The organism is Armatimonadota bacterium, assembly GCA_023511795.1.
GTDB lineage: Bacteria > Armatimonadota > UBA5829 > DTJY01 > DTJY01 > JAIMAU01.
On sequence record JAIMAU010000002.1, the window covers coordinates 137,395 to 163,722 of the forward strand.

Genomic DNA, 26,328 nt, shown 5'->3' on the forward strand with positions numbered 1-26,328 from the left:
GTTATTCTAGTCGTCGGCGAACAGACTGGACAACTTCTTCTGCGGCGACCATTTCGCTTGTCTTGGTTGCTCGGTCGCGAATTTCGACCTTGCCTTCTGCAGCCGTCCTGCCAACAACAATCTGGATGGGTATACCAATCAAATCGGCATCCTTGAATTTTACCCCGGCACGCTCCTCACGGTCGTCGTAAAGCACCTCAATGCCAGCTTTACATAGGAGGTCGTAAGTCTTTTCAGCAAGGTTCTGTTGGGCTTCTTCCGTGATGTTCGCACAGATTAAATGAACCGAGTATGGAGCAATGCTGAGCGGCCAAATAATGCCATTTTCGTCGTTGCTAACCTCGGCGACTGCTGAGATGATACGGCTGACGCCAATCCCATAGCAACCCATAATTATGAGCTTATCTGCTCCATTCTCGTCGGTAAAAGTTGCGCTGAGTGGTTCTGAGATTGCATATCGGAGCTTGAATATGTGGCCAAGCTCGATGCCGCGCTTCTCTTCGAACGGAGTTTCGCATACATCACAGATATCGCCTGCAACAGCGAATCTCAGGCGCTTCCATGTGACTGTTTGTTTGATGTCAGACCAGTTTACGTTCACTAGATGGGTATCTTTCTTGTTTGCTCCTGTTACAAAGTTCACCATGCCGCGCGTTTCTTCGTCTGCGTACATCGGTATTTTTAATCCCACAGGACCGCTGAAGCCAAGTGGCCCGCCGGTGTATTCTTGAATCTGTTCAGGAGTTGCCATCTCAAGCGTTTTAGCTCCTAGAATTGCTTTGAAGCGTCCCTCATTTAACTCTCGGTCGCCCCGAACTAGCGCCGCGACGGGCTTACCGTCCGCCATGTAAATAAGGGTCTTGAGCAGACGGTCGGGGGTTGTGCGGAGGAACTCGCAAACTTGTTCAACTGTGTGAACGCCGGGTGTGTCCACTTCTGCCATCTCTCGCTTTGGCTCGGCAACTTCTGGAATGATTAGCCGAAAGTCCGCAACTTCCTGGTTTGCTGCATAGCCACAAGATGGGCACAGGAATATCGAATCTTCACCTGCATCAGTGAGGAGCATAAACTCCTTTGTTTCCTTGCCGCCAATTGCACCACTGCTTGCATCAACAGCAATTGTGGATAGGCCGCATCGCTTAAAAATAGCAGTGTATGTGTCATACATTTTAAGATACTCTGCATCAAGATCTGCCTCACTGCTGTGGAATGAATAAGCATCTTTCATTAGGAATTCCCGTGCGCGAATTAACCCTCCGCGTGGCCTTGGTTCGTCGCGGAACTTCATCTGTATCTGATAGAGGTTGAGCGGCAGGTCACGGTATGAGCGCACGTTTCGCTTCACTAAATCGGTAATGACCTCTTCGTGCGTGGGCCCAAGATAATACTTAGTACCCTTGCGGTCCTCTGTGCTGAGAAGGACATCGCTCATTGCTGCCTCACGGCCACTTTCCGCCCAAAGATCCCTTGGGTGAAGCGTGGGCAGCAGTAGCTCTTGAGCGCCAGCTTTGTTCATCTCATCACGGATAATATCCGATATCTTGTTAAGCACTCGCCACCCAAGCGGTAGGAATTCATAGATTCCAGCTGCAAGCTGGCGGATAAATCCTGCCCTTAGTAGCAGAACATGACTCCGCATTTCGACATCAGCGGGAACTTCTCTGAGTGTAGGAGCAAACAAGCGAGAATAACGCAAGGTCTTTTACCTCCCGTGCAGTCTTCAATTAGCAATTTGAACCTAAATATTGCCTAGCTATCCGCTACACAAGTAAACCTCTCGATGAGCGAACCCAGCCTTTTGTTTAATCAAAGGCAAGGCACATCGCCGCCAATTTTATCAAAATGGGCTACTCATAGTAAAGTCACCGGACGACTAACGTCAGAGTTTCCAATTTCTGGTTTTAAAAAGGAACCAATCCCTGGATGGAATAGCAGGAGAGAAAGCCTTTACTGCTATCAGAGAATAGGTCTCTATTTATGGCTTGACATAGTTATCTTGATGCATTAAAATTATGCATCCATTTGTCGGTCTGCCGCCGAAATTCCATCCACGCTTTAGCGCAAAAGTATGGAATGATAAGGTTGGTAGTGGAGGAGGGATGAATGACCAAAATATCGCTTTTCCTTGGTCTCTTGATGACCGTAAGTAACTTTACATCCACCACGGTAACCAACCGTCCGCCTACCGGATATGACAGCGTGGTGATGACCCAGGAAGAGATTAGGTTCGTAGAGCTAGTCAATAAAGAACGAGCTAGTAGAGGACTCCCACAGCTTACGGTTGATCCGCTCTTAGTACAGGTTGCGCGGGCCCACAGCGAAGAGATGGCAGTAAAGCACTATTTTTCTCATAACTCTCCGACGCCTGGATTAAAAACTGCAATGGACCGATATCTTGCGGCGCTCAAGCGCCGACCAACTTGGGCTCTTGTTGGGGAGAACCTATTTTACTGTTCGATAGTTGATGTGGCGCGTGGGCATCAGGCGCTTATGGATAGCGAAGGTCACCGCGCAAATATCCTTGAGCCCAGATTTACGGCGATTGGTGTGGGCAGTTATATCACGGAGTCAGGCGAGTTCTATGTAACCCAAATGTTTTTAGCTAAGACTGACTAACTTCCCTGGCCTAAATAGCTACAATCTTAGGAGACCGTCCTTTCGGGCGGTCTTTTTCTTTTGAGCTTTGCTTATTGCAATCCCGCACTTGAATCAAGCCCATCAGTTCAGCTATAATCTTTAGGATATTCTTTTGCTTAATTTTTTCTTTTCTGGAGATTTGGCATGGCCGAAAGCTTGGATAATATCGTGAACCTTTGTAAGCGAAGAGGATTGGTATTTCCTTCAAGTGAGATATATGGTGGGATAGGTTCGACTTGGGACTACGGACCTATTGGCGTCCTACTGAAAAACAATATCAAAGCTGAATGGTGGAAATCTGTTGTTCAAGAGCGTGACGACATAGTTGGGCTTGACGCTGCAATCATGATGCATCCAGATGTTTGGAGGGCAAGCGGTCATGTTGAGTCATTCACTGACCCGATGGTTGACTGCAAGCAATGCAAGCGGCGTTTCCGGGCCGACCATCTAGTTGAGGCAATGCGGACGGAGGAAGATGCCGTCAAGCGCACGCCTGAGGAGTTAAGGAATCTTGAGAAAGCACTCGAAGGCGTTAGATGTCCTGAATGTGGCGGTGAGCTTACTCCTATGCGGCAGTTCAATATGATGTTCAAGACTTACATGGGGCCTGTGGAGGAAAGTGCGGCAATCGTATACCTTCGGCCTGAAACGGCACAAGGAATTTTTGTAAACTTCAAAAACGTGCTAAATGCTACTAGAAAGAAACTGCCGTTTGGTATTGCACAAATTGGCAAATCATTCCGCAACGAGATTACCCCTGGCAACTTCATTTTCAGAACGCGGGAGTTCGAGCAAATGGAAATCGAGTACTTTACGCGTCCTGAGGAGGCTGAGGAGTGGTATAAATATTGGCTGGAAGAGCGCTACAATTGGTATGTTAGCCTTGGTATAAAGCGGAATAATCTGCGGCTTCGGCCGCATGGCGAGGATGAGTTAGCCCACTATGCTAGTGCATGCTCTGATGTTGAATACCAGTTCCCCATGGGGTGGAGCGAGCTTGAGGGGATTGCGAACAGGACGGACTATGATCTCAAGCGCCATATGGAGTTCAGCGGGAAGGACCTTAGTTACTTTGATGAGGAAACGGGTGAACGATTTGTACCCTATGTGATTGAGCCCTCGGGTGGCGTTGACCGGACGCTACTTGCGTTTCTATCAGATGCCTATGAGGAGATCCCTGGTGGGCGCGGGGAAGCGGGGGCGGAGGTCGAGGTCATACTTCGGCTACACCCCAGGATTGCACCAATCAAGATTGCAGTTCTCCCTCTTTCCAAAAAGAGCGGGCTACCCGAGATTGGCCAGAAGTTGTACCAGGAGCTTCGTAAGTATTTCTTTGCGGATTACGATGATGCTCGAAGCATTGGCCGGCGCTACAGGCGCCAAGATGAAATTGGAACACCTTGGTGTGCGACTGTTGATTTCCAGACGCTAGAGGACCAGGCGGTCACCATCCGCGACCGCGACACAATGCAGCAAGTACGTATTTCTTTAGACAAGGTGAAAGATTGGGTTCGTGACAAGTTGGAAGAAAGCTGAGCTTGCAGTCAGCTGAAATTTAGGTTGGCTTTTAGGGACAAAAGGTTTCTAAAAGAGATTAGATAACCTTCTTTGGTCAGGCTCACCAGCGTTCAATTTTTAGTGCTCAGTGCTTTTAGGGTTTGGCGGTTTGTTTGTTTCCATGGAGTCTTCGGCAACTTCCTTTGAAGCTTCTTGTTTGCTTCGTAGCTGTTCTAGCCTTTCTTTTATTTTTGCTTCGTATCCATGGTCGGTTGGCTCGTAATATGGGCCTGACTTTATTCCGTCGGGCATGTACTGTTGTTCGACCCAATTATCTGGGAAATCATGGGGGTATTTGTATCCCTTCCCGTGGCCTAGCCGGCTTGCTCCGCGGTAGTTTGCATCACGAAGGTGAATTGGCACTGGCTTGGTTTCTTTCTCTGCAACATCTTTGAGGGCACGGTTTATACCCTTATATGAGGCATTGCTTTTTGGTGCGCATGCAAGATAGATAGTAGCTTGGGCGAGTGGGATTTGTGCCTCTGGCATCCCGACGTATTCGACTGCATGAGCGGCGGCGGTTGCTACAACAAGCGCCATGGGGTCTGCATTCCCTATGTCTTCGGCTGCTTGGATTACAATTCGGCGGGCAATGAATCTGGGGTCCTCGCCCGCGTAAATCATCCTAGCTAGCCAATAAAGGGCGGCATCTGGGTCTGAACCGCGCATCGACTTAATGAACGCCGAGATTACGTCGTAGTGATTATCGCCATCCTTGTCATAGGCTAGCGCTCTCTGTTGGATGGCGTCTTCGGCCACCTGGAGGGTCACAACTCGGCGCCCGTTTTCGTCTGGCGGGACGGTTAGAGCGGCTAGTTCTAAAGCATTTAGTGCGACCCGAGCATCGCCATTTGCCGCATCAACCAGGTGTGCCATTGCCTCGTCAGTTATAACGACATTCCAGCTGCCGAGACCTCGCTCTTTATCTTCGATTGCTGTTCGGATTAGCTGTTCGATTTGCTCTGCTGTAAGGCGCTCAAACCTGAATATGCGAGAACGTGAGATTAGGGGCGAATTTACTTCAAAGAAGGGGTTTTCGGTTGTTGCGCCGATTAATACAATTGTGCCGTTTTCCACGTGTGGAAGAAATGCGTCTTGTTGAGCTTTATTGAAGCGATGTATCTCATCTACGAAGAGGATTGTTTTTCTGCCATGGAGTTTTTGGCGTTCCTTTGCTCTTTCTATTATCTTGCGGATGTCGGCGACGCCTGAGGTAACAGCACTAAAGTTTTCGAATGCAGCTTTAGAAGTCTTCGCGATAATAGCTGCTAGGCTACTCTTCCCGCATCCTGGGGGCCCCCAAAATATGGCTGATTGAAGCTCATCAGCTTCAATTGCTCGACGGAGAAGTTTTCCTGGTCCAATTATATGTGCCTGGCCGACGAATTCATCTAGCGTACGAGGACGCATTCGAGCGGCAAGCGGCATCTCAGAATGTGACTCCGCCGCATGGTCGAACAGATCCATTGGCTGGGAGTTTTCCGCAGAGGTTCGCATGGCACTGAAAAAGATTAACGAGTAACGAGTAACTTTTCCCTTGCCCTTGAATATAAATGGAAATTGTTTTGCTAGTTACTCGTTACTCGCTAGATTAGAAACCCCACGGTGCCGTGTGCCTAACAAGTTTTTGAACCCGTAGAGCACGGGCGGGTGCCCTCACGATTGCTTTGCGATTCCCCAAAAGAAATTTTGAGCGGGGCTGCCACGCCACAACCGAATCAGGCCCCATTTTACTTTGAGTGTCGGCTCAAAACTTCCTCGGCCAAATCACGAACACAGCAGGGTTTCTCGACAATCCTGTGGTGCTATTTTGATAATACCATATGATAGTGGAATTTGCAACCTGGTATTCTTACCTGACCATTGCCTTGGCGGGGGAATTTGCTGTCCCAATCTCCATCCACCCGCAGGAGTCGAGGTTATCCATATCGTTTTCCGTGCCAGGATTGAGCATCTGTGCAATATCTATAAAGGTTCCGGAGCCAGTACCATTTCTGCGGTGAACTGAAATGCTCCATATGGGTATCCAAGGTCCATTACCAATGCGCATGCGACTTTGTTTTAGCTTGAGGATAACGAATTCGGCTTGTTCATTGCTTGCGTCAGCGGCTTTATCTTTCCATATTGATGCAGAATATTCGTCTGAGGTTGCCCAGTTTTTGAGAAGCTTTCTTTGGTTTTCGCTTAGCTCATCGAATGGAAGGCCATCGTTAGTTTCGGCTTTTGCGCGTTGTTGTGGGGTGAGGCTGCCCAGAAATAAGAGGAGCCGCTTGTTGTTTTTTATTTCCTTGCCGTCGCCTAGTCCGTAGAAGCTGAGGTCATCTAGTTGTCTGTCGTTTAATGTGGCAATTTCAAATAACTCCTGCAATCCTAACCCGCGCTGCTTTTTTATTTGCTTCCAGCGTGCTAGCAATTTGCAGGGGATCTCTCTTTGTCTGTATCTGGACCAGTTTGGACTTGATATGACATAGATTCCGTCTAACTCAACCACTTCGCAGTCAGTCAAGAATGCGATTCGGTATATGAATGACTCGGGTGGCTCTGGTTCGTCAAGCTCTTCTGGTTCCCATTCGTTTTGGGCGAGGTATGTAAAATATTCGGTGATAATTGGAATTCCTGTCTGTTGAGCAATCTCATCGAGCAGGTAGTACAACGCGAGAGGCTTGTTAAGTTGGAGTTGCACAGGTGGCCGCGTTGGCGCCTTTGGTTTTGGCCATGCTCCATCAGCCTTTTCATCAGCTGGTTCATTGTCTTTTAGTGTTTCCTCCCTGGGCAAGGTGGCAAAAGTAATTATGTGTGTGCAGCTTTTCGCATCCCCTACTTTTTCAGAAGTCTTTTCTTTTTCTCCATAAATAGTGCATACCAGAACTGCACCAAAATCTAGGTCGTCTTGTTTGATTGTGAATACAATGCTTCCAATAGATTTCCAAAAGGCAGCCTTTGCGTTTGTGGCTTTGGTATTTGACATCTGATTTTCAGAATCCGTCTGGAGCTGTTGCTCTACCGCCTCTTGCCATTCATTTGTTCTTCGATTTAGGGCGGCCAGCAACATAGCCGAGAACTCTGGCGTCATCTGTTGGCTGCCTATCCTGAGCTCACTGCTTTGCCACAAAATGTTCTTTTTGGAAGTAGGCAAAGCGTCATATAGGCGAAGAACCATTATGTTGATTTCATCCCGGAGGTCAAGGTAAATTGGGTCGATTTCTTGGTATTTGTTCTTCAGTTCCTCTGGCGAGAGTTTAGATGCAGCGGCAAGCTCTTGGACATATTTGCGCAAATTCTTGATCTCGCCCCGCCTATTTGCTGCCGCTTCAGCGCGTGCTGCAGAATCCATTTGGAAGGTATATTGCCATTTTCCGTCTTTCCCTTTCTCTCGTGAACTTTGGAGGTGAAGCGCTGCCCCGATGGCGCTCTGCAATTTCAGAATCGGAATGTCTTTGACAAAAACAGCGAGCTTGTTTTCTGAGACTTCCTTGTCGGCGGTAAATTTCACGCCTGTTTTTGCACTCAACTTTTCAAGAAATTCCGTGAGGGGTATTCCGATTGCCCTTATGCTCACCTTGTTGGCAAGACGGCTATCGTCCGCGAAATTGTTAACTTTTGGGTTTTCAGCTGCATAGGTTGACAATATAAGGCACTTTGAGATCGCAAAGAAAAGGGAAACTCGGGCAAGACGTCTGCACATGGTTTTTCTCCTTATTTTTGGGTGAGTTTACTTGAGCTTCAAAATATCTGTTCTGATGCGGCCGTCTCGGGTTTTAACACTAAATACAACATTATCGTTCCCTTGCTTTTTAATCCAAACAGTTGCTCCCTCAGCATCCGGCGCGAAAAATTTCGAAGGATCACGGTCGGGAAGCATCGCAGACTCAAGCCATGCAATTAATCTATCCTTCTGAAGCTGAGATAATTTCTTGGATGGCAAACCTTGTTTGCTCTCGGCTAGCTTCCATTGTTCACTATTGAGAGTATATGCAAATTTCAAGGGCTTTACAGCATCCAAGAGCGATGGCGGATAGGTCACTCCCATGAATCTCAGTGCTTTTATTTGTCTGTCATTTAGGTTGGCAATCTCTATTAATTCTTTCAATCCGAGCCTGCCTGATGTTTTAAGTACATCCATCCAATGGGCTATCTTGCTTTGGGATACATTGCTATCTCTGTCATAGTACCATTCCTTGCCATATAGGATACATGTTGGGCCATTCATTTTCCAACGGCAGTAGAACAAACCGGCGACTTTCTCGATTAGTTGTGCGAGCGAGTCCCCACCGACGAAGATCCACTCATTGACTCCCATCGAAGTTAGATAGCGGGGTACAAAGTAATCGCAGACAAAGTTAATGCCTTCGGCGTCGCACATTAGTTCTAGAGCTTGCGGGAGAACTACTGACTTAGGAAACTGCGTCTTTGCTTTTTCTGCAAGGCGGCCTTCAAGAGGTTTTTTAGGCACAACTTTGTAGACTTCACCTAATACTGGGTCAGGCTCGGTTGTTATCTTAAAAAGGTCTGTATTCTGCGCAATGTCAATGCCTGATTCTGGAGATGGGTTGAGTACAAGGCTCATGTTGTTATTGTTGCTGCCCTTTAGTGTCAGCCAGAGAGATCTTCCGCCTAAAGGGTCATCCTGAGCTTCAAAGCATATGGCTACTAGTTTATCGCCAAGTTTTATGTTCTCGGATTTTTCGCGATACTTGATATTTTCGTCAAAATTGCTAATGATGCGTTTACGCAAATCAGCAGGTAGCTCAGAAATTTTAATTGGAAGTGTGCCATTTTTCCACAGCCTAGACTTCTTTGCATCATCGAGCCAACCGTAAAGTGCAACGGCCATTCTAAACTCTTTTTGGTCTATAAAAGGAGCAACAATACGGTCTTCCTTGATTTTCTTTTGAATTTCTGCTTCAGGCAACTTCAAAGTTTCCACAGCTAGCGCCATCTGGCGTGCAAGCTGTTGCTCTGCATTCTTCTTTAAGATATTCGCCTCCCGAGCGGTCTTGGCGTCTTGGTAGAATACATATTCCCACTGTCCCTCCATTCCCTTTCTGGATATTTGAAGGTGGAGTGCTTGGGCGACCGAGTCAAGGAGATTTCCCAATTGGATATCCTTTGCCATAACTATCAGTCTAAGGTCTCCTACGTCTCCATGGGCGCTTAACTTGACGCCGGTTTGCCTTGAGATATTTGCGAGAAATTCGTTGAGAGGCTGTCCTGATACCTTTACGCTTACTTTTTGATCTAGCCGAGGGTCTTTTGCTAGTTCGGAAAGACCACATTGGCTGAGGCCCATAAAGAGGCAGACTGTGAAAACGAAGAGGAAAGCAAACGTTGTGACTTTTTTAGGCGCTGGCATCATATTTACTTTTCACCTCGGGTTAACTATATGTCGGAAAGGGTGAATTGTCAACCATATTTCTTGGTTAAAAAGCTTTTTGCCGTGGTAAAGGTCTTTGCATTTGCAACGAGAATAGCTTATGGGTTTGGAGGTAAGAGTCATAGGGTTAGAGAAACTTAGCTTAAAAATAGTAAGACGGAGTTTCTTAGAAAAAGAGGATAAAAGTGCGGCCCCTGGATATTATTCGCAAAAAGCGAGACGGCGAAGAAAATTCTCCTGAGGAGATTAATTTTTTCATGGAAGCATACATTCGGGGCGAGGTATCCGATTTTCAAATGGCCGCCTGGCTAATGGCCGTCTACTTTCGAGGCATGAGTGCCAGTGAGACTGCCGCTCTCACTATGGCCATGGTTAGAAGTGGCTGCATCCTTGAGCTTAGCTGCATTCCTGGGCGAAAGGTTGATAAGCACAGTACTGGGGGTGTCGGCGACAAGACTACTATAGTTTTGGTTCCTCTCTTAGCTGCTGTCGGACTCCCGGTGATAAAAATTTCTGGTCGAAGTCTTGGTTTTACAGGTGGCACAATTGACAAAATAGAGTCAATACCGGGATTTCGAACAGAGCTCTCGACTCAGTAAATGGTCGACCAGGTGCGACGAATAGGTGCAGCTATTGTGGCCCAGTCAGAAAACCTAGTTCCTGCTGACAAGAAGATTTATGCGCTGAGAGACCTCACCGCCACTGTGGAATCCATTCCACTTATTGCGGCAAGTGTGATGAGCAAGAAGGTTGCAGCCGGCGCTGATGCAATTGTTCTTGACGTTAAGGCAGGGTTGGGAGCATTCATGAAGACCATCGCTGAGGCTCGGCAACTGGCACAAACTATGGTAAGTATTGGCAAAAATGTGGGTAAGGAAACTGTAGCCGCCATAACCAATATGGACCAGCCGCTCGGACGTGCTGTTGGAAATTCACTTGAGGTAAAGGAAGCCATTGAGACTCTGAAAGGGAATGGGCCGCCAGATTTGGTTGAACTCTGCGTGCGTCTTGCATGCATAGCGTTGGTGCTGGGGCGGAAGGCTTTAACACTGGCTGAGGGGGAGAGAGCGGTCCGCGAAGCGCTTTGCTCGGGGAACGGGGCCGCAAAGTTCAAAGAGATAATCGAAGCTCAAGGAGGCAACCCAGCGGTTGTAGATGACCCAACGCTTCTTCCGAAGGCTCCTGTGGTCCGGGAAGTTGTTTCGCCTGCTAGTGGTTATATTTGGCAATTGGATGCCTATAAAGTTGCTCGAGCAGAGGTAGAACTTGGAGGTTGTAGAGGCGAGGTAGGAGCATCACCAGATCCAGCGGTTGGGATTGTTCTGCATCGGAAGGTTGGTGATAAAGTGTCTGTTGGCGAAGTTTTGGGGGAAATTCATGCTGGGGACGGGAGGCTCGCCTTAATGGCGGAGGAAATTGTACTTAGTGCATATGCTTTTAACTCAGAACCGCCGCCTCCCCAACCGATAGTTCACGAAATTATTGCATAATGAGGCGAATTGAAAACGCAGTTTGGAAATTGTCACCAATAATGTTTATGATGATAGGGGGTGAGCCGATATGAAAACCAAGACTATTGCGCTAGTAATTTTAGCACTTGTTGTTTCGGCGTTAGTTGGCGGGTGCAAAGGGGGCCCATGAGGTAAGTCGCCGACTTCCGGTCCGGAAGCTGCCATACGTATAACACTAGTTTGATGGTTTGGACAGCGCATTTTGCGTCAAAGAGAAGCTTTTTAGGACTTGAAATCGTGTTAAAAAAGCTTGCATTAGTTGCGTCGTTTCCTGTATTCATCTTTGCGGCAAAGTTTTTTCCGTACGAGCACATGCCAGGCATATGCGTGTTCTATAAACTAACTGGCTATCCTTGTCCAACTTGTGGCATGACGAGGTCGGTTATTGCCCTGACACGTCTAGATTTCCATGAGGCGTTTGCTTATAATGCACTGGCTCCCTTCCTGATTGCAGCTTTCGGCATATGGTGGGGTAATCTAGTGTACAAGACGGTCTATGGCCGGAGAACATGGCTTGATGATTGGTTTGTACGTCACCTAAATATTTTGGTTGTCTTGGGGTTTGTTGTACTTCTTACTTGGGATATGCTCCGAATACTTTTGATGTAATTTCGGAAGTTTCATGAAAAGTATGCCAACACGAGCGGTGCAGGATAATTATCCATATTAGTCGAACAAGAAATAAGTTAACTCTATCAGCGGAGCAATTTGCATGTCAGAGCAGACCAATAGAAAAGTTTGCCCATATTGTCAAGCGAACAATTTCCTTTCCAGCGGGATATGCTGGCGTTGCGGTCGGCCGCTACCGCCACAAGAAGGACAGCTGGAACAACCGAAGACACCTCCGACGACAGCCCAGCCTCAGATGAATCAGGCGGCGCCTCCTCCTGCACAACAACACCCACAATACTCATCTAGTCAGCCTTCGGGAGGCACAAGTGGACTTATTATCGCAGGCTTCATTCTGGCGGCGTTATCCTTTATGTGCTATCCTTTATTCTTGCTGGGCGCAGTTTCGATAATATTGGGTTCAGTCGCCTATGGTCGCGGTGACCGAATGGGGATTTGGGTAATAGTTGCTGGTGCGATTGGCATGCTTTTTGGGGCAATGGCATTTGGCTTAACTATCTGTTCGCTTAGTGACGTTTTCTGGCAGGCTAGAGCCTGGCCTGGCCTTGCCCGAGAATAGATTAAAGTGTTCCGTTTGAATACCGTAGTTTTTGGCGGTGACCTCAGTATCACTTGTGCCTCTTGACAATCTATATTCTCAATTCTAACATACCAAGCAATTATAAAAGCGGAGGATGAAAAGATGATTGAAGACATCATAAAAGCAAGTCGGAGCTATCGAAGGTTTCATGAAGACAAGCCTATAAGCGAGGACACTCTCAGATATTTGGTCAATTTAGCAAGGCTCTCGCCATCGGCGGCTAACCTTCAGCCTTTGAAATACATAATCTCCGCCGACCGTAATTTGAATGAACGAATATTTCCAACTCTTGCATGGGCAGGTTATTTGCGGCCTTGGATGGGGCCAGCAGAAGGCGAGCGGCCCGTTGCTTACATAATCATTCTCGGCGATACAGAAATAACAAAGAACTTTGGTTGCGACCATGGCATCGCTGCTCAGAGCATAATGCTTGGTGCTGCAGAAAAAGGGATTGGCGGATGCATGGTTGGTGCTATAGATAGGCAGAGGCTTCGTGAGGTACTTGGGCTTCCTGAGCGGTATGAAATTCTGCTTGTCATTGCACTTGGCTACCCTAGCGAGAAGGTGGTTCTTGAGGACGTTGGTCCTGATGGGAGTATCAAGTACTACCGTGATTCTCACGATGTCCACCATGTCCCCAAGCGGCCATTGGAAGAGATTATTCTTAAGGTGGGTGGGATTTAGTGAAAACAGATAAGCATGTAAGCAGGCGGGAGTTTTTAAAGCAGTCGGCAGTTGTAGGTGGGATTGCACTCCTAGGTGGCAACCTATCTGCTCTTGGAGCCAATAGTAAGTCAACTTCGCCGAATGAGCGCATAAATGTTGGCGTAATTGGTTGTGGCGGCATGGGAAATGCTCACATAAATGCGCTTCTTGCCTTGAAAGGTTCTGGCTATCCGGTCGAAATAATTGCCGTATGTGATGTATACCAGCCCAGATTGAATGCTGCTGCAAGCCGAACAGGTGGCATGGCATATCAGGATTATCGCAAACTTCTCGAGCGCAAGGATATTGATGCAGTCACCATTGCTACCCCCGACCACTGGCACTCGCGCATGGCCGTGGACGCTGCGGATGCAGGAAAAGATGTCTACTGCGAAAAGCCAATGACTCACTGGCGGGATCTCCAAGAGGCTAAGGATGTTGTTGACGCAATCGCTAGAAATAAGCGCGTGATGCAGGTTGGCACGCAATATATGTCGTCAAGCACATGGGAAGAGGTAAACGAGCGTATTAGAGCTGGTGCAATCGGCAAGCTAATTCATGCCCAGGCAAGCGATATGCGTAATGGCTATATAGGAGTTTACGACCCAAATGCTAATGATGGTCAGGCTGATCCTTCAAAGAACCTAGATTGGAAAATGTGGCTTGGTCCAGCAAAAAAACGGCCGTGGGAGCCTGGTAGGTTCTTTGCATTCCGTTCGTTTTGGGATTACTCGGGCGGTATTGGCACCGACTTCTTCCCTCATTCATTAACGCCGCTTATTCGAGCGATGGGTCTTGGATTCCCGAAACGTGTTATCGGCACGGGAGGCCAATATCAGCACAAAGATGGGCGCGAGATACCGGATATATTCACAATCACTGCTGAGTATCCTGAAGGCCCGTCGGTGCTTCTGGTAGCTTCGCTTGCGACGAATGCCGGCTTGCCTTGGGTAATACGAGGCTATGAGGGCACAATCAACCTCGACATAAACGGTGCAGTCATCGAGCCACAGAAGGCGGTTGTAGGCGAGAAAAGATCCAGGGAGGAGATCAAAGCTGCGCGGAACTTCTCGCTAGAGGAACATTTCCGTGACTTCCTGGAGTGTATTCGCAGCCGCCAGAAGCCCAGGAGCCATGAAATTCTTGGCTATCAGGTTATGACCGTTCTCCATATGGGCGTTCGCTCTTACAAGGAAGGCAAAGTGACGGAGTTTGACCAAAGGACTGAGCAAGTAAGGCCAGTTTAGGAAAAGGGTCGTAGCCGGGGATTCAAAATGAACCGGAGGTTTTGCATGGGAATGGTTATTCTATCTCTTGTGTTCGCTTTATGTACGCTAACCCATCTTGGGTGTGCCGCTAATTCTGAGAAAAAGCTCATTGAGTATGGTTGGGATTGTCCGACTACGGCTTTCTTTAAGCAGAACGTCAAGAAAATGGAAAAGCTGCCTTTCGATGGCGTGGTAATCCAAGTTGCTCACCCAGAAGGCGGGTGGAGCCTCGGTTGGCGGGTATTCTCTAAAGTAAAGTTTAGGCCATCTGAGTATGCTCACGCAATAAAAGATCTTGCGAATATAAAATCTTCTAAGTTGACGGATAATTTCATTCAGGTTATCGCCATGCCCGGTGACGTTGATTGGTTTGATCCCGAATGGTCAGCAGTGGCTTATAATGCTGCCTGTCTTGCGAAAGTAGCCAAGCTCGGTGGATGCAAAGGGATAATGTTCGATCCCGAGATGTATGGTGAGCATCAGATTTGGAGCTACAAGGCACAGCCTGCCGAGGCAAAAGCGGTGCATACTTATGGTGATTACGTGGCAATGGTTAAGGAGCGGGGTAAGGAGTTCATCCGTGCAATTAATAAGGAGTTCCCAGATATTACAATCCTAGCTCTGTTTGGTCCAGCGCTACCATACGAGCAATCTGTTGCATGTGGTGGCATCGAAAATGCGGATTACTCACTCCTTGCTGCTTTCTATGATGGAATCTGCGAGGCGGCAACTCCGGGCACAATTCTTATAGATGGCTATGAGCAGTCGTACGGCTTCATTGGGCAAAAACCTTTTGAACAAGGGCGACGCACAATTCTTGAGGGCGCTAAAACGATTTCAACTGCACCAAAGGCCTTCACAAAGCATGTTAGGGTGGGATTCGGCATCTGGGCTGATTATTCGAGCGGAAAACTTGGGTGGCATCCTGAGGATTTTACCAAAAATTACTTTTCGCCTTCAGCGCTCAGGGCATCTACCCATTTTGCTCTAAAATTCAGCGACGGCTATGTGTGGATTTACTCTGAAAGGTTGCGGTGGTGGGACTTCAACGTGCCGAGCGAATATATCGAGGCCCTTGCTCTTGCGAAAACCGGTCCCGGAGCTGGCAACTGGCAGTCTTGTCAGCTTTCAGCAGGTGTGCCGCATGCCGCAGAACAGCCTGGCTACTCAGATGAACAGACTTTCGCTGAGTTTCGAAAGACTCTAGAGGAGGTTTATGACCTCCCGAAGGATGGATGGCGGTTCAGTCGGGACGAATCTAATTTTGGTGAAAAACAGGGATGGGCTCAGCCGACTTTTGATGATTCGGAATGGCGGACGATTAGTATTGGAAAGTTTTGGGAAGAGCAGGGCGAGAGCTATGACGGTTTTTCGTGGTATCGTTTGAAGTTTATCGCGCCGAAAATTGAGACAGGGAAGCAGGTCTTTCTCGTTTTTGGGGCGGTAGATGAGTCAGCCTGGGTATGGTTGAATGGCAATTTTGTTGGCAAACACGATCTTGGCGGAATTGGCTGGCTTATTCCTTTTAAGCTAGATATTACAAAAGCTTTAAAACCCGGCGGAAACGTCCTTGCAGTGAAGGTGCTGGACACCGCCGGTGCAGGGGGAATTTGGAAGTCCGTCAAGCTGATGACAAAATAAGGGCGCAGTTTTATATGCCAAAATTTCGTATTCAAGCGCTTTTTAAAAAATTGCCTTGCATTTTGCAAAAAAAGTGCTATACTGCAACTAAAGGCGCAAAGACGCCTGAAATACCGCAAGTGCTTAAGTAACAACTTCGTAGGCAAAGCGGCTGTAATGCCAGACCTCCTAGTTGCGAACTTAACGCTTGGCTGGAAAAGGAGGTTTGGGGATGGCTACCGGCAAGGTCAAATGGTTTAGCGAAACCAAAGGCTATGGATTTATAGCCATGGACGATGGGAACGACATCTTCGTCCATTACACCGGAATCGTCGGAACCGGTAGAAGGAATCTCTTCGAGGGACAGGAAGTCCAGTTCGACATCGTCCAAGGGCCGAAGGGACCCCAGGCGGCGAACGTCGAACCGGCCTGATTTTTCGCGCTGCTGAAATAGCTAGAGATAGCGAAGCCCCCGCTCCGGGTTGGTGCGGGGGTTTTCTTTTTTGTCTGCTTAAAGCAATTCTTTGCATTACCAAGTTGGGAATTGAAGGAAGACACAATATTGTAACTTAAAATACAGCTAGAAAGAACTGTATGTTATATAAAAAGGCAGATTTGCTGGGTGTAAGAACGTGATTAACTACCGGTTGTTTTAAGCTCTACACAAAGGAAGGGGCTTTAAGCGGTTGGAAATTATCATTTCGCAAAAGCCAGAAGGGTGGTGTAGAAAGTGGCTTTTGTTCTAGCTTTGCTTGTTAGTGTTTCTCTAGCATTGTTTGGTCTCCCGGTGCATGCCGAGCAAGCTGCGATGATTGCCAAATCCCCATGCTCCGGCGTTTATGTTGACCGAGACGGCGTTAAGCACCTCTGGCATGTGAATCAGGCGCACACTTTGATATGGGATGGGAGGCCGTACGTGCCAGTTGGCGGTATGTATTGTCCGCCTTATATATGGGAGCAGAGCGAAGCTGGCTGGCAGCTTACTAAGAATCAGATTGATATTCTAAAAGAAAAAGGCGTAATTGACCTATATATTCACTTTTGCATGGCATGTCCGCCGGAATGTCTCCAAAAGGTAATTGATTACCTAGAGGTAAAGGGCTTTAGATATGGCATTGAACTTGCAGATGGACCAGGACCTGGGGTGGGCTATTTGGTACAGAATGAAGGTTTAAAAGTTGATGGCATTGCAAGTTCTGGGACTTATGGAGTTGAGTGTCCAGACGCAATAGGTGGAATCTATATTCTTCGAGATGAGCAGACTTGCGAGATAATTGACGCTGGTTGGGCAAAGATTTATGAGAGAGAGGAGCCAACCGGAAAGAACCTCAGCAACGGCCAGCCTGAGATGGTCAAAAAGAAAGGGCTCGAAGTTGACGTACACTGTCCACCAAATCGGACGCTTTGCCTCTGCTTTACTCCAAAGGTGATTGGGGGACAGCCCTACTTCTGGGAGGGCGGCCTTGAAAAGTATCAGGAGAAGTTACATAAGCACTTTAATAAGATTAAATTTGGCAAGGGCTTCAGGTTTGTTGTTGATCCTCTTCAAAATGAGATGAATATTTCACATACTTTCCTGCCGGCTTCGCAAGAGTATGGTAGGCAATTTGCAAGATGGCTAGTCGCTAGGTATGGATCTATTGAAAAGTTAAATGAGGCATGGGCGGCGACAAGCAAGATCCCCGATTTTGAGACTGCCGGCCGCTTTGTGCCCATTAGGGTTGTTGGCATCTGCAAGCCCTCAGCCATTGGCGTGTTTTTCGACCCGAATACAGGGAAGATTTACAAGACTGATGCTAAGCGGTCTCAAGCTTGGTATGACTTCATGGACTTCTCGGGTGAACGGGTAGCTAGGTACTGCAATGCCTTGTGTAAATTTTTCAAAGAGAGAATCGCAGATGTTCCGATTATTTTCAAACATTCTGGACCAATTGCGACTTACAGAATCAACCCTGAACAAGCAGGTTTTGACGGAATTGGGATGCAGGCATATGGCGTTGGTGAAATGCTTATCCCAATGAATGCCGCCGTATGTTGGTCGGAGGTAGAACAGTCAGCGCGGAATATGTGGTTAGTGGTAACAGAGTTTTCACAAGCCGCCTTTGAAAATCAGCTAGAAAATATTGGGCATATGGACCGCGAGAGCATGTATGCCGATATGAGTGCTCTTCTGGGTGCTGGCGCAAAAGGGATTTTCGTCTTCGGGCTTGCATTTGGCCCTTGGAATAGCGGTCAGTTCTGGAAGAGCGAGTTTTTCCGCGATCCTCGACAGCTAGAGTGGATAGCTACCTTTCGCCGAATTATAGAGAGTAGTACAAAGCTCGCAGACTATCGGCCTACGTATTATTATAGGTTCCCTGCACGGCATGTGGAGGCTCGAGCGTTTAGCCTACCGCTAAGTGATTTTGTTGGCATTGATGGTGGTTGGGTGGGATACAGCGGCAGCAATTCACGCGCAATCATGCGAGGGCCAGACGGTACATGGATCCTCCCAACGTGGACAACTTTGGTGGACACGCCGCTTATCATTGCGAATCTAAATGATTCGCCGGCAAGCTTGAGATATGGTGCAGAGTTAGAAAAGATTATCGAGGCGGGCAAACCACTGCTTACATATATTGGCTTCCGACTGGATCTAGGTACCATTCCGTCGCTCGACAAATACTTCACCAGCAAGTTTGCTACTGACGCCGATGGTCGAAGAATTCAAGTTCTTAACCCAGGACCTAAGAGCGAGGTGCTTTCTAAGACCCCCGATGGTCATGTGTGGAACATGATTGAAGGCAACCTTCAAATCATTAGCAAGGAAGTTGAGGACAAGGAAGGCTGGCAGCCGGAGGGCCTTCGCATTCCCCTTGTAGACCAGATACACCAGCCAGAGCGTTTCATAGCCGAGGTTCTTGGTGTGCGAGAGTTTCGTCTCGACCCTGACATACGTGGCTTTAGCTTTACTCTAGCTGGCCGACCTATTACGTATCTTTGGTCGGAAAAAATGACATCGAGCATCCGGATTTCGCCTGAAAAGGCTGATAAGGTCAAGGCACGATATGCGAATTCCGAGAAAGCTGGCGGCAAGGCGAAAGACGGCTCGCTCAACTTGCGTATTCCATTGAAGAAACAGCCTGAAATTGTTGAGGGTGACGTGCCATATATTCGTGGTAAGCACTGTCCTACCGAGAAATGGGAGGAGGCACTTATAATAGATGGTTTAGCTCCCGAGGACATTGCCAAACCGGACGAGATACTTCCAGCCTATCAAGCGCCGAATTGCGCTCCAAATATTTGGATTGAAGCGGAGGATTTCATTGACAGCAACTTCAATCTAGGCAAATATGGCGGAATGACTAGGCTCTCGAATGGCGCATTGTGGGCACTCGACACGTTCGTTGACCCTTCCCCTGAGACTGGTTACTATGCGAAATATACGTTCAAATCCCAGCAAGCTGGCGAGTTTGACCTTTGGGTTAGAGAATGGGTTGGGAAATCGCCTTGCCATTGGGTGGTGAATGGAGGCAGGTGGACCCTCGCTTCGGACAAGCTGGGGGAGCATGGCAAGCAGTTCTGCGGGCCGTGGGCGCTCTACGATGATTCAAGAATAATGTTTGCTTGGCGTAATTATGGGAAAGCCCAGCTGAGAGAAGGTGATAATACCCTTGAAATCCGTGTGATTGCTAAGCGCAAGAAAGGCGATAAATATTGCAAGTTTCTTGATGCTTTTGCCTTCACTACCGGTGGCGTTAAGCCATGGGAGATTGATTGATGATTGCTTCATTATCGATAAATATAATGAGGGTGAGTGGAGGAAAAAATGCCCAACAAAGTTACCATTGACGAATACAGACGCATTTTTCTTAATGGCGAGCCGTGGTTTCCCATTTGCTTTACTCCGTTTGCGCCGCCTCTTGGAGCGAAAGATCCGACGGGTAGAGACGCGATTGAGGTTTTGGCGGAGGGGGGCGTGGACTCCTTTCGCATTGGTAGAGGACACAACGACCCTAGCGAGGACGAGGAATGCCAGAAATATCTCGACTGGTTTGCTGAGTATGGGGTTTATGGGTGGCCGTACATTGCCGATATGACAGTTTTTGACCCGAAACATCCTGAAAGGAAGGAACGGCTTCGACAGTTCGTCGAGCGCTTTAGAGAGCATCCAGCGCTGGCAATTTACAAGACCATGGACGAGCCGGCTTGGGGTAAGCACTCAATCCCTGGAATGCTGGCAGCTTATAGGTATCTCAAGCAAATTGACCCCGATCACCCTGCATGGATGGTTCACGCCCCTAGGGATACTGTCGAGCTGTTGACTAAATATTGCAAGGCGTGTGATATAGCGGGCATTGACATCTACCCAATTTCCGTGCCGATGGGCCTTCACAGTCATCTGCCAAACAAAAATATCAGCGTTGTAGGTGATTATGCTGACTTCATCAATAGTGCTGTGCGCGGAAAGAAGCCTTTCTTTATGGTCCTCCAGGTTTGTTGGAGCGGGGTTACGCCTCCAAAAAGGATTCTTGTAATGCCAACTTTTCACCAGGAGCGCTATATGGCATACCAGGCTATCATTAAAGGTGCGCGTGGCCTTGTTTTCTTTGGTATGCCGGTTGCATTGCAGGGCAAGAATGCAGAGCTAGGCTATAATTGGACATTTTGGGAAGAGGTCTTGCGGCCGCTCCTTAGTGAGTTTAAAAAAGGAACAGAATTGTATTCAGCGCTTGTTGCTCCTCCTTCGAACCTACCTTTAAGCGCAACAGGTGCACCCGACATTGAGTTTACTACTAGAAAGGTAGGACCGAACGTATACATCTTTGCTGCCAAGCGTGAGAGCGCTGAGGTGCCGGTTACATTCTTGGGCGATTTCTTGGATGGTGATATCGAAGTCTTGTTTGAAAATCGCGCAATCAAAGCCAGGGGTGGCTCGTTCACGGATTCCTTTGGCCCAAACGACGTACACGTGTACAAGTTTTGCTTAAGCTGATTTTTGGTACCTATAACACTTTTCTCATAGGTTTTTAAGTTTGCATTACATCATTTGAAAAATAGAAAGCAAGGAGATAATTAATTCTCAATCGGTAGCGACGTTTGAACAACAGCTATATCACCTAAGTAATTGTCGGTTAACAAGAAGATACCAGTGCTAATAGAATTACAAATAGCTGGATAAGACTAATTATTAGAAGTGAAAATCTGGCCTGAGATTGCTCCAAGAAGAATGCAGCGGATTTTACGGAAAGACTTTGATTCGTCCTGGGATGTCCGAGGTTATCGAACCTATGACAGCCGCGGTAAAAACGCCTGCCGATTTGAGTTTCGCGACGAGATTATCGACCTTCTCCGGCGCAACTGCCATGAGAAGGCCGCCTGAGGTTTGCGGGTCGCTCAGTACAAGCTGTGCGTCTTCCTTTATCTCGGGTGTGAACGTAACATTTGCCGCCACATATTCGCGATTTGAATAAGCGCCGCCCGGTATGACTCCTTCCTCCACCAGCCGCCATGCTTCAGCTAGTACAGGAATTCTAGAAAGAAATATTTCGGCCCCAACTTTACTTGCTAAAGTCATTTCCCAGAGGTGGCCTAACAATCCAAAGCCTGTTACGTCAGTGCATGCGTTGACTCCAATTTCAGTCATTACTAAGGAAGCATTCCGGTTGAGGGTTTTCATAATGTCAATAGCCTGGTGTGCGGCTTGAGGTGTAGTTTCGTCAGCTTTGATGCCAGTGGTAATTATTCCAATTCCAAGTGGTTTGGTTAGAACAAGGGCATCACCTCTCCGCGCCCCGGCATTCGTGACAGGTGCTTCCGGTGTGGTGAACCCGATGACTGCCATGCCATACTTTGGTTCAGGGTCGTCAATTGTATGGCCGCCTACGATGGTTACCCCTGCTTCCTTTGCTTTGTCACTTCCGCCAGCTAGAATTTGATCAAGAACAAATAGCGGGAGGGTCCTTACTGGAAAGCCGACGATATTAAGCGCAATTGAGGGTTGGACACCCATTGCATAGCAGTCACTGAGTGCATTTGCGACGGCGATCTGCCCGAAGTCGTAGGGGTCATCAACCACCGGCGTGAAATAATCCACCGTAGCGGCTATAGCTAGGTCATCGCTGACTTTGTAGACCGCCGCATCGTCTGCAGTATTCAAACCAACAAGGACATTTGGATCTGTGATTGGCGGTAGACGGCGCAGAACCTGCGCCAGGTCGGCTGGGCTGACCTTGCACGCTCACCCACCGCCGTGGGTTAGCAAGGTCAATCGTATTTTGCTTTCAGCCACGGGAATCACCACCTTTCACGCAATTATTATTCTTCCCACTTTGGAGAATCACCTTTTCCTGGGTTCGTATATGCAATATGGTTCTGGGGCAAGGTAGTCGCCGGTAAGAGCGTAGGCACGGGCGCGGCATCCCATGCATATTCGCCGAAATTCACAATAACCGCATTTTCCGTGGAGACTGTCTTCATCACGAAGGCGATGGAAAACTTCGGCATTATCCCATATGTCCTTGAAGTGGGTCTGGCGTATGTTCCCGGCCGAGATTGGCAGATAACCGCAGGGATACACTTCGCCTTTGCTCGAAACAAAGCAGACTCCAGAGCCAGCAAGACATCCTTTTGTCATTGCCTCAAAGCCATGTGTTTCCGAGGTGATCTTGGCGCCCTCTGCTCGGGCGCGTTGGTGAATAATTCGAAAGTAATGGGGAGCGCAGGTAGCCTTCAAATTGATCTTAGAATCTTTCGACCGATCATATAGCCAGTTAAGCACGCGCTCATATTCCGCTGGTTCGATCATCTCATCGTCGGCTATTTCTTTTCCACAGCCCGTTGGGACAAGAAGGAAGATATGCAGTGCCGCTGCCCCTCGGCTGGCCGCGAGTTCGAGGATTGCTGGGATTTGGTCTACGTTTTGCTTCGTAACTGTCGTGTTGATTTGAAAGGGTATGCCATCCCTTTTCAGATATTCGATTCCCCGCAAAGCGGCGTCAAATGAGCCGTAAGCTTGTCGAAATCTGTCGTGGGAGGCGGCATTGGAGCCGTCGATGCTCACACTTACACGCCGAATCCCTGATTCTTTGATTGCTTGAGCGACTTCTGGTGTGATTAGCGTGCCATTGGTTGCCAGTGCGACTGGCAGTTCTTTTGACTTAGCATAGGATGCGATTTCGAAGACGTCAGCACGCACAAGTGGTTCGCCGCCGCTAAGCACGATAACTGGCTTGGCGAAAGATGCGATTTGGTCAATTAGAACCCTTGCTTCCGCTGTCGAAAGCTCGTCTGACGACCGCTTCTCAGCGGGAACGGCTCGACAGTGGATGCAATTAAGATTGCATGCTGTGGTAAGCTCCCAAAACACGAGTCTTGGTGTGAACACACTGCGATGTGAATATTTCATGGAATTGCTCTTTCGCATAGATGTTATTAGATTATATCATCCAACTTAAGCTTATTCCATTCGATATTTGTTGACTGTCGCCCTACCTCTTTGATATACTCGGTTTCAATTTAGGTTATTTTACTAACAGGATAGCTTTGAAAAACTATTGAATCATGCGCTTGATGGAACAGGTCTTCTAGCCTTGGCTTTTCGTATTCATAGTTTTGAACGAATTGTAAGTTTGTTTATTAGGAGAAAGTAGCAATGTCGCCATATTATTGCATAATAGCCGTCTTCTTGATGCTTTACTGCGCCGCTGCTTACTCTGCTATCCTACCTCTCGAAAAACCCGGAATGGGGATTCGTGTGGAGGCTGGGAAATATGTGGTGCGCGGACATGTGGTAGAGGTCAGTAAGACTACCGACTTAGCTATCGAGCCTCCTGACAAAATCAAAGTGGTAAACGAAGAGCATGTATTGAGCGACCAAAAGCCAATCGCCTGGCACTCTGGCACTGCACTTAAAAAGACCCTTGGTGCTGTGGATACAGGCACACGCCTTCCATATGCCATTGTTCCAGACTCGGTAAGAGTTCATTCATCTCCTAATGGTGGCACAATATATCAAGAGGGGAAGGACTACTTCCTCGATGATGTTTGGGGTGGGATTTCGCGCTTAGGGACTGGCAGCATTCCGAAGGATAAGCCAGTCTACATAGATTATGAGGTTTACCTACAGCGTGTGGATTTGATAGAGGTTTCTCCTCTTGGGGCTGTAGTGGTACGAAAAGGACGCTCAATGGCTGTAAATGCCGAGATTCCTGAGCCTCATCCCGGGATGACTCCTCTTGCACACATTTATATCCCTTACCGCACTATTGCAATTACAAGTGAAAACATTTACCCTCTGCCTAGCAATGATATTACCTGGCGAGATTTCATCAAGGTTTCTGGGCGCGAGTATCTAGCGCATACGCTAGAACTTCTTGCCAAAGGCAAAAGGGTGACAATTGTATGTTGGGGCGACAGCGTTACAGCGGGAGGTTCTCCCAGCTCCCATGATAAATGCTATGTCGAGCTCTTTCGTGCACAGTTAAAGGCTGCCTATCCAAGGGCTGAAATTATAGTTATTAATGCGGGAGTAGGCGGCTCAAACACCGATTCTCGCCGAGCGGGGTTCGACCAAGAAGTTCTTTCGCATAATCCAGACCTCATCACTGTTGAGTATGTGAATGATGTCGTCATGACCCCTGAGCACATAGCATCGAATTACGCTTGGTTCATTGCCAGGGCTAGGGCGAAAAATCCTATTATTGAGTTTATAATTCTAACTCCTCATTTTGTAATGCCAGATTGGATGGGTAACTTCAGCAAGTCCGTTCCTGCAATGCGCAAGGCTGCCTTTGAAAATAAGGTAGCCTTGGGTGATACAACAAATATATGGGCGCATCTTCGAGATATCGGCATTCCGTACATGATTCTTCAAGCCAATGGCATAAACCACCCAAATGACCTAGGCCATGAGTTTTTTGCCGAAACTCTGATGGCCCTGATGTCACCTCGTTAGACAATTCAGACAATTCTGCATCAGCTTGCTATTGTTTGACAAGATTTCTGAATCACAAGAGAATATTCTTAAAAAATATTCTCTTGCAAGAGGGTCGTACGTGGGAAGAATTGAGTACAAGTGGCTTGCAATGCTTGCGGTGTCCATTGGCACTTTTATGGCGACTGTGGATTCGAGCATTGTAAATGTCTCGCTTCCCATTATTATGGCCTCTTTGAGGACTAACCTGCCTACGATTCAATGGGTTATTGCAATATACCTGTTGGTAATCACCGGCTTACTTTTGACGCTGGGTCGCCTTGCTGATTTAGCAGGCCGCAAACTAGTTTTAGTCTGGGGATACGCAGTTTTCACAATTGGTTCACTCCTCTGTGGATTGTCTAGAAGTCCATTCCTACTCATTGCGTCCAGGGGTATTCAGGCAGTTGGTGCAGCAATGATCATGGCAAATGGTCCTGCCGTTATCACCGATGCCTTTCCACCTGGTGAACGGGGAAAGGCATTGGGGATGTTTGCTATGGTGGTTGCTAGCGGGCTCACGATTGGGCCGGTGTTGGGAGGGTTCATAGTTGAAGCCGCCGGATGGCCCTGGATTTTCTTTGTTAACTTGCCCCTTGGCGTCTTTGGCATGATATTTGTTCAAAGAATGCTCAAATGCGAACAGCCGCGGTTGGAACAAAATTTTGACATTTTTGGCGCCGCTCTTCTTCTCGTAAGCCTAGTGTCCCTGACGATGGCGCTCAGCCAGGGTCCTCAAAAAGGGTGGAATTCACATGAGATTGTTGCTTTATTGATTACATGCGTTGTCTTCGGAGCTTTGTTTATATTGCACGAGAGGAGGACGCCTCATTCAATACTCACTCTTACACTTTTTCGACAGCGACTATTTGCCGCAGCATGTGCAAGCGCTTTCATTAATTTTTCCTCGACATTCTCCGTTGCTTTTCTTATGCCATTCTATCTGTCACAAGTGCTTGGGTATGAACCTCGGCGCATGGGGTTGACATTAACCGCTACACCGATTACGGTGGCTTTGGTTGCTCCTCTGAGTGGGAATCTATCTGACCGAATAGGCTCGAGAGTTTTAGGATCGATTGGGCTTGGGTTAGCTAGCATTGGCTTGGTGTTTATCGGCTGCCTTGGGGCTTCGCCTTCACACATTCGCGTAGTTGTTGCGTTGGTGGTTGTGGGGCTAGGTACTGCTATCTTTCAATCGCCAAATAACAATGCACTGATGAGTTCGGTTCCACGGGGAATGCTTGGTGTTGCCGGTGGAATGCTTGCGACTATGCGCAATCTGGGAATGGTAACGGGCGTGGCAATTTCGCAAGCGGTATATTCAAGCAGGCTGATGTATTACCAAACAAGGCTAGATGATATTGCCGCACGGGTTAACGCATTCAGGGATGTATTCTTAGTGGCAGCTATTATATGCACCATTGGGGTGATAACTTCGGCGGTGAAGGGTCAGGAGAGGATGAATAGTGATGCATGCAGAATAACCTAGAATG

18 protein-coding genes, 1 other RNA gene and 1 pseudogene are annotated in these 26,328 nt (G+C 47.9%); 13 read left to right on the forward strand and 7 right to left on the reverse strand.

Features of this window, described 5'->3' with window-relative positions; genetic code table 11:
• Position 1 precedes the first annotated feature (1 nt).
• Positions 2-1,696 (reverse strand): proline--tRNA ligase, encoded by a 1,695-nt coding sequence (locus K6T99_03460; protein MCL6518863.1) that lies wholly within the window; start codon positions 1,694-1,696, stop codon positions 2-4.
• 407 nt (positions 1,697-2,103) lie between these two features.
• Here K6T99_03460 and K6T99_03465 point away from each other — a divergent pair, with 407 nt between their 5' ends.
• Together K6T99_03465 and K6T99_03470 are read left to right on the forward strand one after the other, a co-directional pair.
• Positions 2,104-2,616, forward strand: a complete 513-nt coding sequence (locus K6T99_03465; GenBank protein ID MCL6518864.1) for a hypothetical protein — start codon at positions 2,104-2,106, stop codon at positions 2,614-2,616.
• Positions 2,617-2,781: 165 nt separating this feature from the next.
• The gene (locus K6T99_03470) at positions 2,782-4,173 is read left to right on the forward strand and encodes a glycine--tRNA ligase (GenBank protein ID MCL6518865.1); all 1,392 of its coding nucleotides are present in this window, start codon (positions 2,782-2,784) and stop codon (positions 4,171-4,173) included.
• 99 nt (positions 4,174-4,272) lie between these two features.
• Here the strand turns inward: K6T99_03470 and K6T99_03475 are convergent, their stop codons facing one another.
• From K6T99_03475 to K6T99_03490, 4 genes are all read right to left on the reverse strand, one after another.
• Positions 4,273-5,661: an AAA family ATPase gene (locus tag K6T99_03475; GenBank protein ID MCL6518866.1), complete on the reverse strand. Its 1,389-nt coding sequence runs from the start codon at positions 5,659-5,661 to the stop codon at positions 4,273-4,275.
• A 126-nt stretch (positions 5,662-5,787) separates the two neighbouring features.
• A non-coding RNA gene (gene ssrS, locus K6T99_03480) (6S RNA) lies at positions 5,788-5,982 on the reverse strand.
• 64 nt (positions 5,983-6,046) lie between these two features.
• Positions 6,047-7,879, reverse strand: coding sequence for a hypothetical protein (locus tag K6T99_03485; GenBank protein MCL6518867.1), 1,833 nt, complete (start codon positions 7,877-7,879; stop codon positions 6,047-6,049).
• Positions 7,880-7,906: 27 nt separating this feature from the next.
• Positions 7,907-9,550, reverse strand: a complete 1,644-nt coding sequence (locus K6T99_03490; GenBank protein MCL6518868.1) for a hypothetical protein — start codon at positions 9,548-9,550, stop codon at positions 7,907-7,909.
• Between the two features lie 203 nt (positions 9,551-9,753).
• Between K6T99_03490 and K6T99_03495 the strand changes: the two are divergent.
• The 9 genes and pseudogenes from K6T99_03495 to K6T99_03535 all read left to right on the forward strand — a co-directional run bounded on the left by K6T99_03495 (position 9,754) and on the right by K6T99_03535 (position 20,857).
• Positions 9,754-11,058, forward strand: a pseudogene (locus tag K6T99_03495) (thymidine phosphorylase).
• Positions 11,059-11,316: 258 nt separating this feature from the next.
• A complete protein-coding gene (locus K6T99_03500; protein MCL6518869.1) occupies positions 11,317-11,688 on the forward strand; it encodes a DUF2752 domain-containing protein in 372 nt (123 codons plus the stop codon).
• 103 nt (positions 11,689-11,791) lie between these two features.
• Positions 11,792-12,268: a hypothetical protein gene (locus tag K6T99_03505; protein ID MCL6518870.1), complete on the forward strand. Its 477-nt coding sequence runs from the start codon at positions 11,792-11,794 to the stop codon at positions 12,266-12,268.
• Between the two features lie 123 nt (positions 12,269-12,391).
• Positions 12,392-12,973 (forward strand): nitroreductase family protein, encoded by a 582-nt coding sequence (locus K6T99_03510; protein ID MCL6518871.1) that lies wholly within the window; start codon positions 12,392-12,394, stop codon positions 12,971-12,973.
• Positions 12,973-14,241, forward strand: a complete 1,269-nt coding sequence (locus K6T99_03515) for a Gfo/Idh/MocA family oxidoreductase (protein ID MCL6518872.1) — start codon at positions 12,973-12,975, stop codon at positions 14,239-14,241. Before K6T99_03510 ends, K6T99_03515 begins: the two co-directional genes overlap by 1 nt.
• A 45-nt stretch (positions 14,242-14,286) precedes the next feature.
• The gene (locus K6T99_03520; protein ID MCL6518873.1) at positions 14,287-15,903 is read left to right on the forward strand and encodes a beta galactosidase jelly roll domain-containing protein; all 1,617 of its coding nucleotides are present in this window, start codon (positions 14,287-14,289) and stop codon (positions 15,901-15,903) included.
• Between the two features lie 211 nt (positions 15,904-16,114).
• The gene (locus K6T99_03525) at positions 16,115-16,315 is read left to right on the forward strand and encodes a cold-shock protein (protein MCL6518874.1); all 201 of its coding nucleotides are present in this window, start codon (positions 16,115-16,117) and stop codon (positions 16,313-16,315) included.
• 297 nt (positions 16,316-16,612) lie between these two features.
• Entirely contained in the window at positions 16,613-19,642 is a 3,030-nt protein-coding gene (locus tag K6T99_03530) for a hypothetical protein (protein ID MCL6518875.1), read from the forward strand.
• A 48-nt stretch (positions 19,643-19,690) separates the two neighbouring features.
• Positions 19,691-20,857 carry a hypothetical protein gene (locus K6T99_03535; protein ID MCL6518876.1) on the forward strand — a complete coding sequence of 389 codons (1,167 nt, stop codon included), beginning with the start codon at positions 19,691-19,693 and terminating at the stop codon, positions 20,855-20,857.
• A 246-nt stretch (positions 20,858-21,103) separates the two neighbouring features.
• On the opposite strand, the gene selD is transcribed toward K6T99_03535, so the two are convergent.
• Both selD and ahbD read right to left on the reverse strand, forming a co-directional pair.
• Positions 21,104-22,159: a selenide, water dikinase SelD gene (gene selD / locus K6T99_03540; protein ID MCL6518877.1), complete on the reverse strand. Its 1,056-nt coding sequence runs from the start codon at positions 22,157-22,159 to the stop codon at positions 21,104-21,106.
• A 42-nt stretch (positions 22,160-22,201) separates the two neighbouring features.
• Complete coding sequence (ahbD, locus tag K6T99_03545; protein MCL6518878.1) at positions 22,202-23,269, reverse strand: heme b synthase; 1,068 nt, start codon at positions 23,267-23,269, stop codon at positions 22,202-22,204.
• 246 nt (positions 23,270-23,515) lie between these two features.
• Here ahbD and K6T99_03550 point away from each other — a divergent pair, with 246 nt between their 5' ends.
• Both K6T99_03550 and K6T99_03555 read left to right on the forward strand, forming a co-directional pair.
• Positions 23,516-24,817 (forward strand): hypothetical protein, encoded by a 1,302-nt coding sequence (locus tag K6T99_03550; GenBank protein ID MCL6518879.1) that lies wholly within the window; start codon positions 23,516-23,518, stop codon positions 24,815-24,817.
• A 100-nt stretch (positions 24,818-24,917) separates the two neighbouring features.
• Entirely contained in the window at positions 24,918-26,324 is a 1,407-nt protein-coding gene (locus K6T99_03555) for an MFS transporter (GenBank protein ID MCL6518880.1), read from the forward strand.
• The last annotated feature ends 4 nt before the right edge of the window (positions 26,325-26,328 follow it).

Bases quoted from the DNA above. Each gene is read 5' to 3' on its own strand.
- K6T99_03465 (MCL6518864.1), top strand. From the start codon at position 2,104: ATGACCAAAATATCGCTTTTCCTTGGTCTCTTGATGACCGTAAGTAAC.
- K6T99_03470 (MCL6518865.1), top strand. From the start codon at position 2,782: ATGGCCGAAAGCTTGGATAATATCGTGAACCTTTGTAAGCGAAGAGGA.
- K6T99_03475 (MCL6518866.1), bottom strand. From the start codon at position 5,661: ATGGATCTGTTCGACCATGCGGCGGAGTCACATTCTGAGATGCCGCTT.
- K6T99_03485 (MCL6518867.1), bottom strand. From the start codon at position 7,879: ATGTGCAGACGTCTTGCCCGAGTTTCCCTTTTCTTTGCGATCTCAAAG.
- K6T99_03490 (MCL6518868.1), bottom strand. From the start codon at position 9,550: ATGATGCCAGCGCCTAAAAAAGTCACAACGTTTGCTTTCCTCTTCGTT.
- K6T99_03505 (MCL6518870.1), top strand. From the start codon at position 11,792: ATGTCAGAGCAGACCAATAGAAAAGTTTGCCCATATTGTCAAGCGAAC.
- K6T99_03510 (MCL6518871.1), top strand. From the start codon at position 12,392: ATGATTGAAGACATCATAAAAGCAAGTCGGAGCTATCGAAGGTTTCAT.
- K6T99_03520 (MCL6518873.1), top strand. From the start codon at position 14,287: ATGGGAATGGTTATTCTATCTCTTGTGTTCGCTTTATGTACGCTAACC.
- K6T99_03525 (MCL6518874.1), top strand. From the start codon at position 16,115: ATGGCTACCGGCAAGGTCAAATGGTTTAGCGAAACCAAAGGCTATGGA.
- K6T99_03535 (MCL6518876.1), top strand. From the start codon at position 19,691: ATGCCCAACAAAGTTACCATTGACGAATACAGACGCATTTTTCTTAAT.
- ahbD (MCL6518878.1), bottom strand. From the start codon at position 23,269: ATGAAATATTCACATCGCAGTGTGTTCACACCAAGACTCGTGTTTTGG.
- K6T99_03550 (MCL6518879.1), top strand. From the start codon at position 23,516: ATGTCGCCATATTATTGCATAATAGCCGTCTTCTTGATGCTTTACTGC.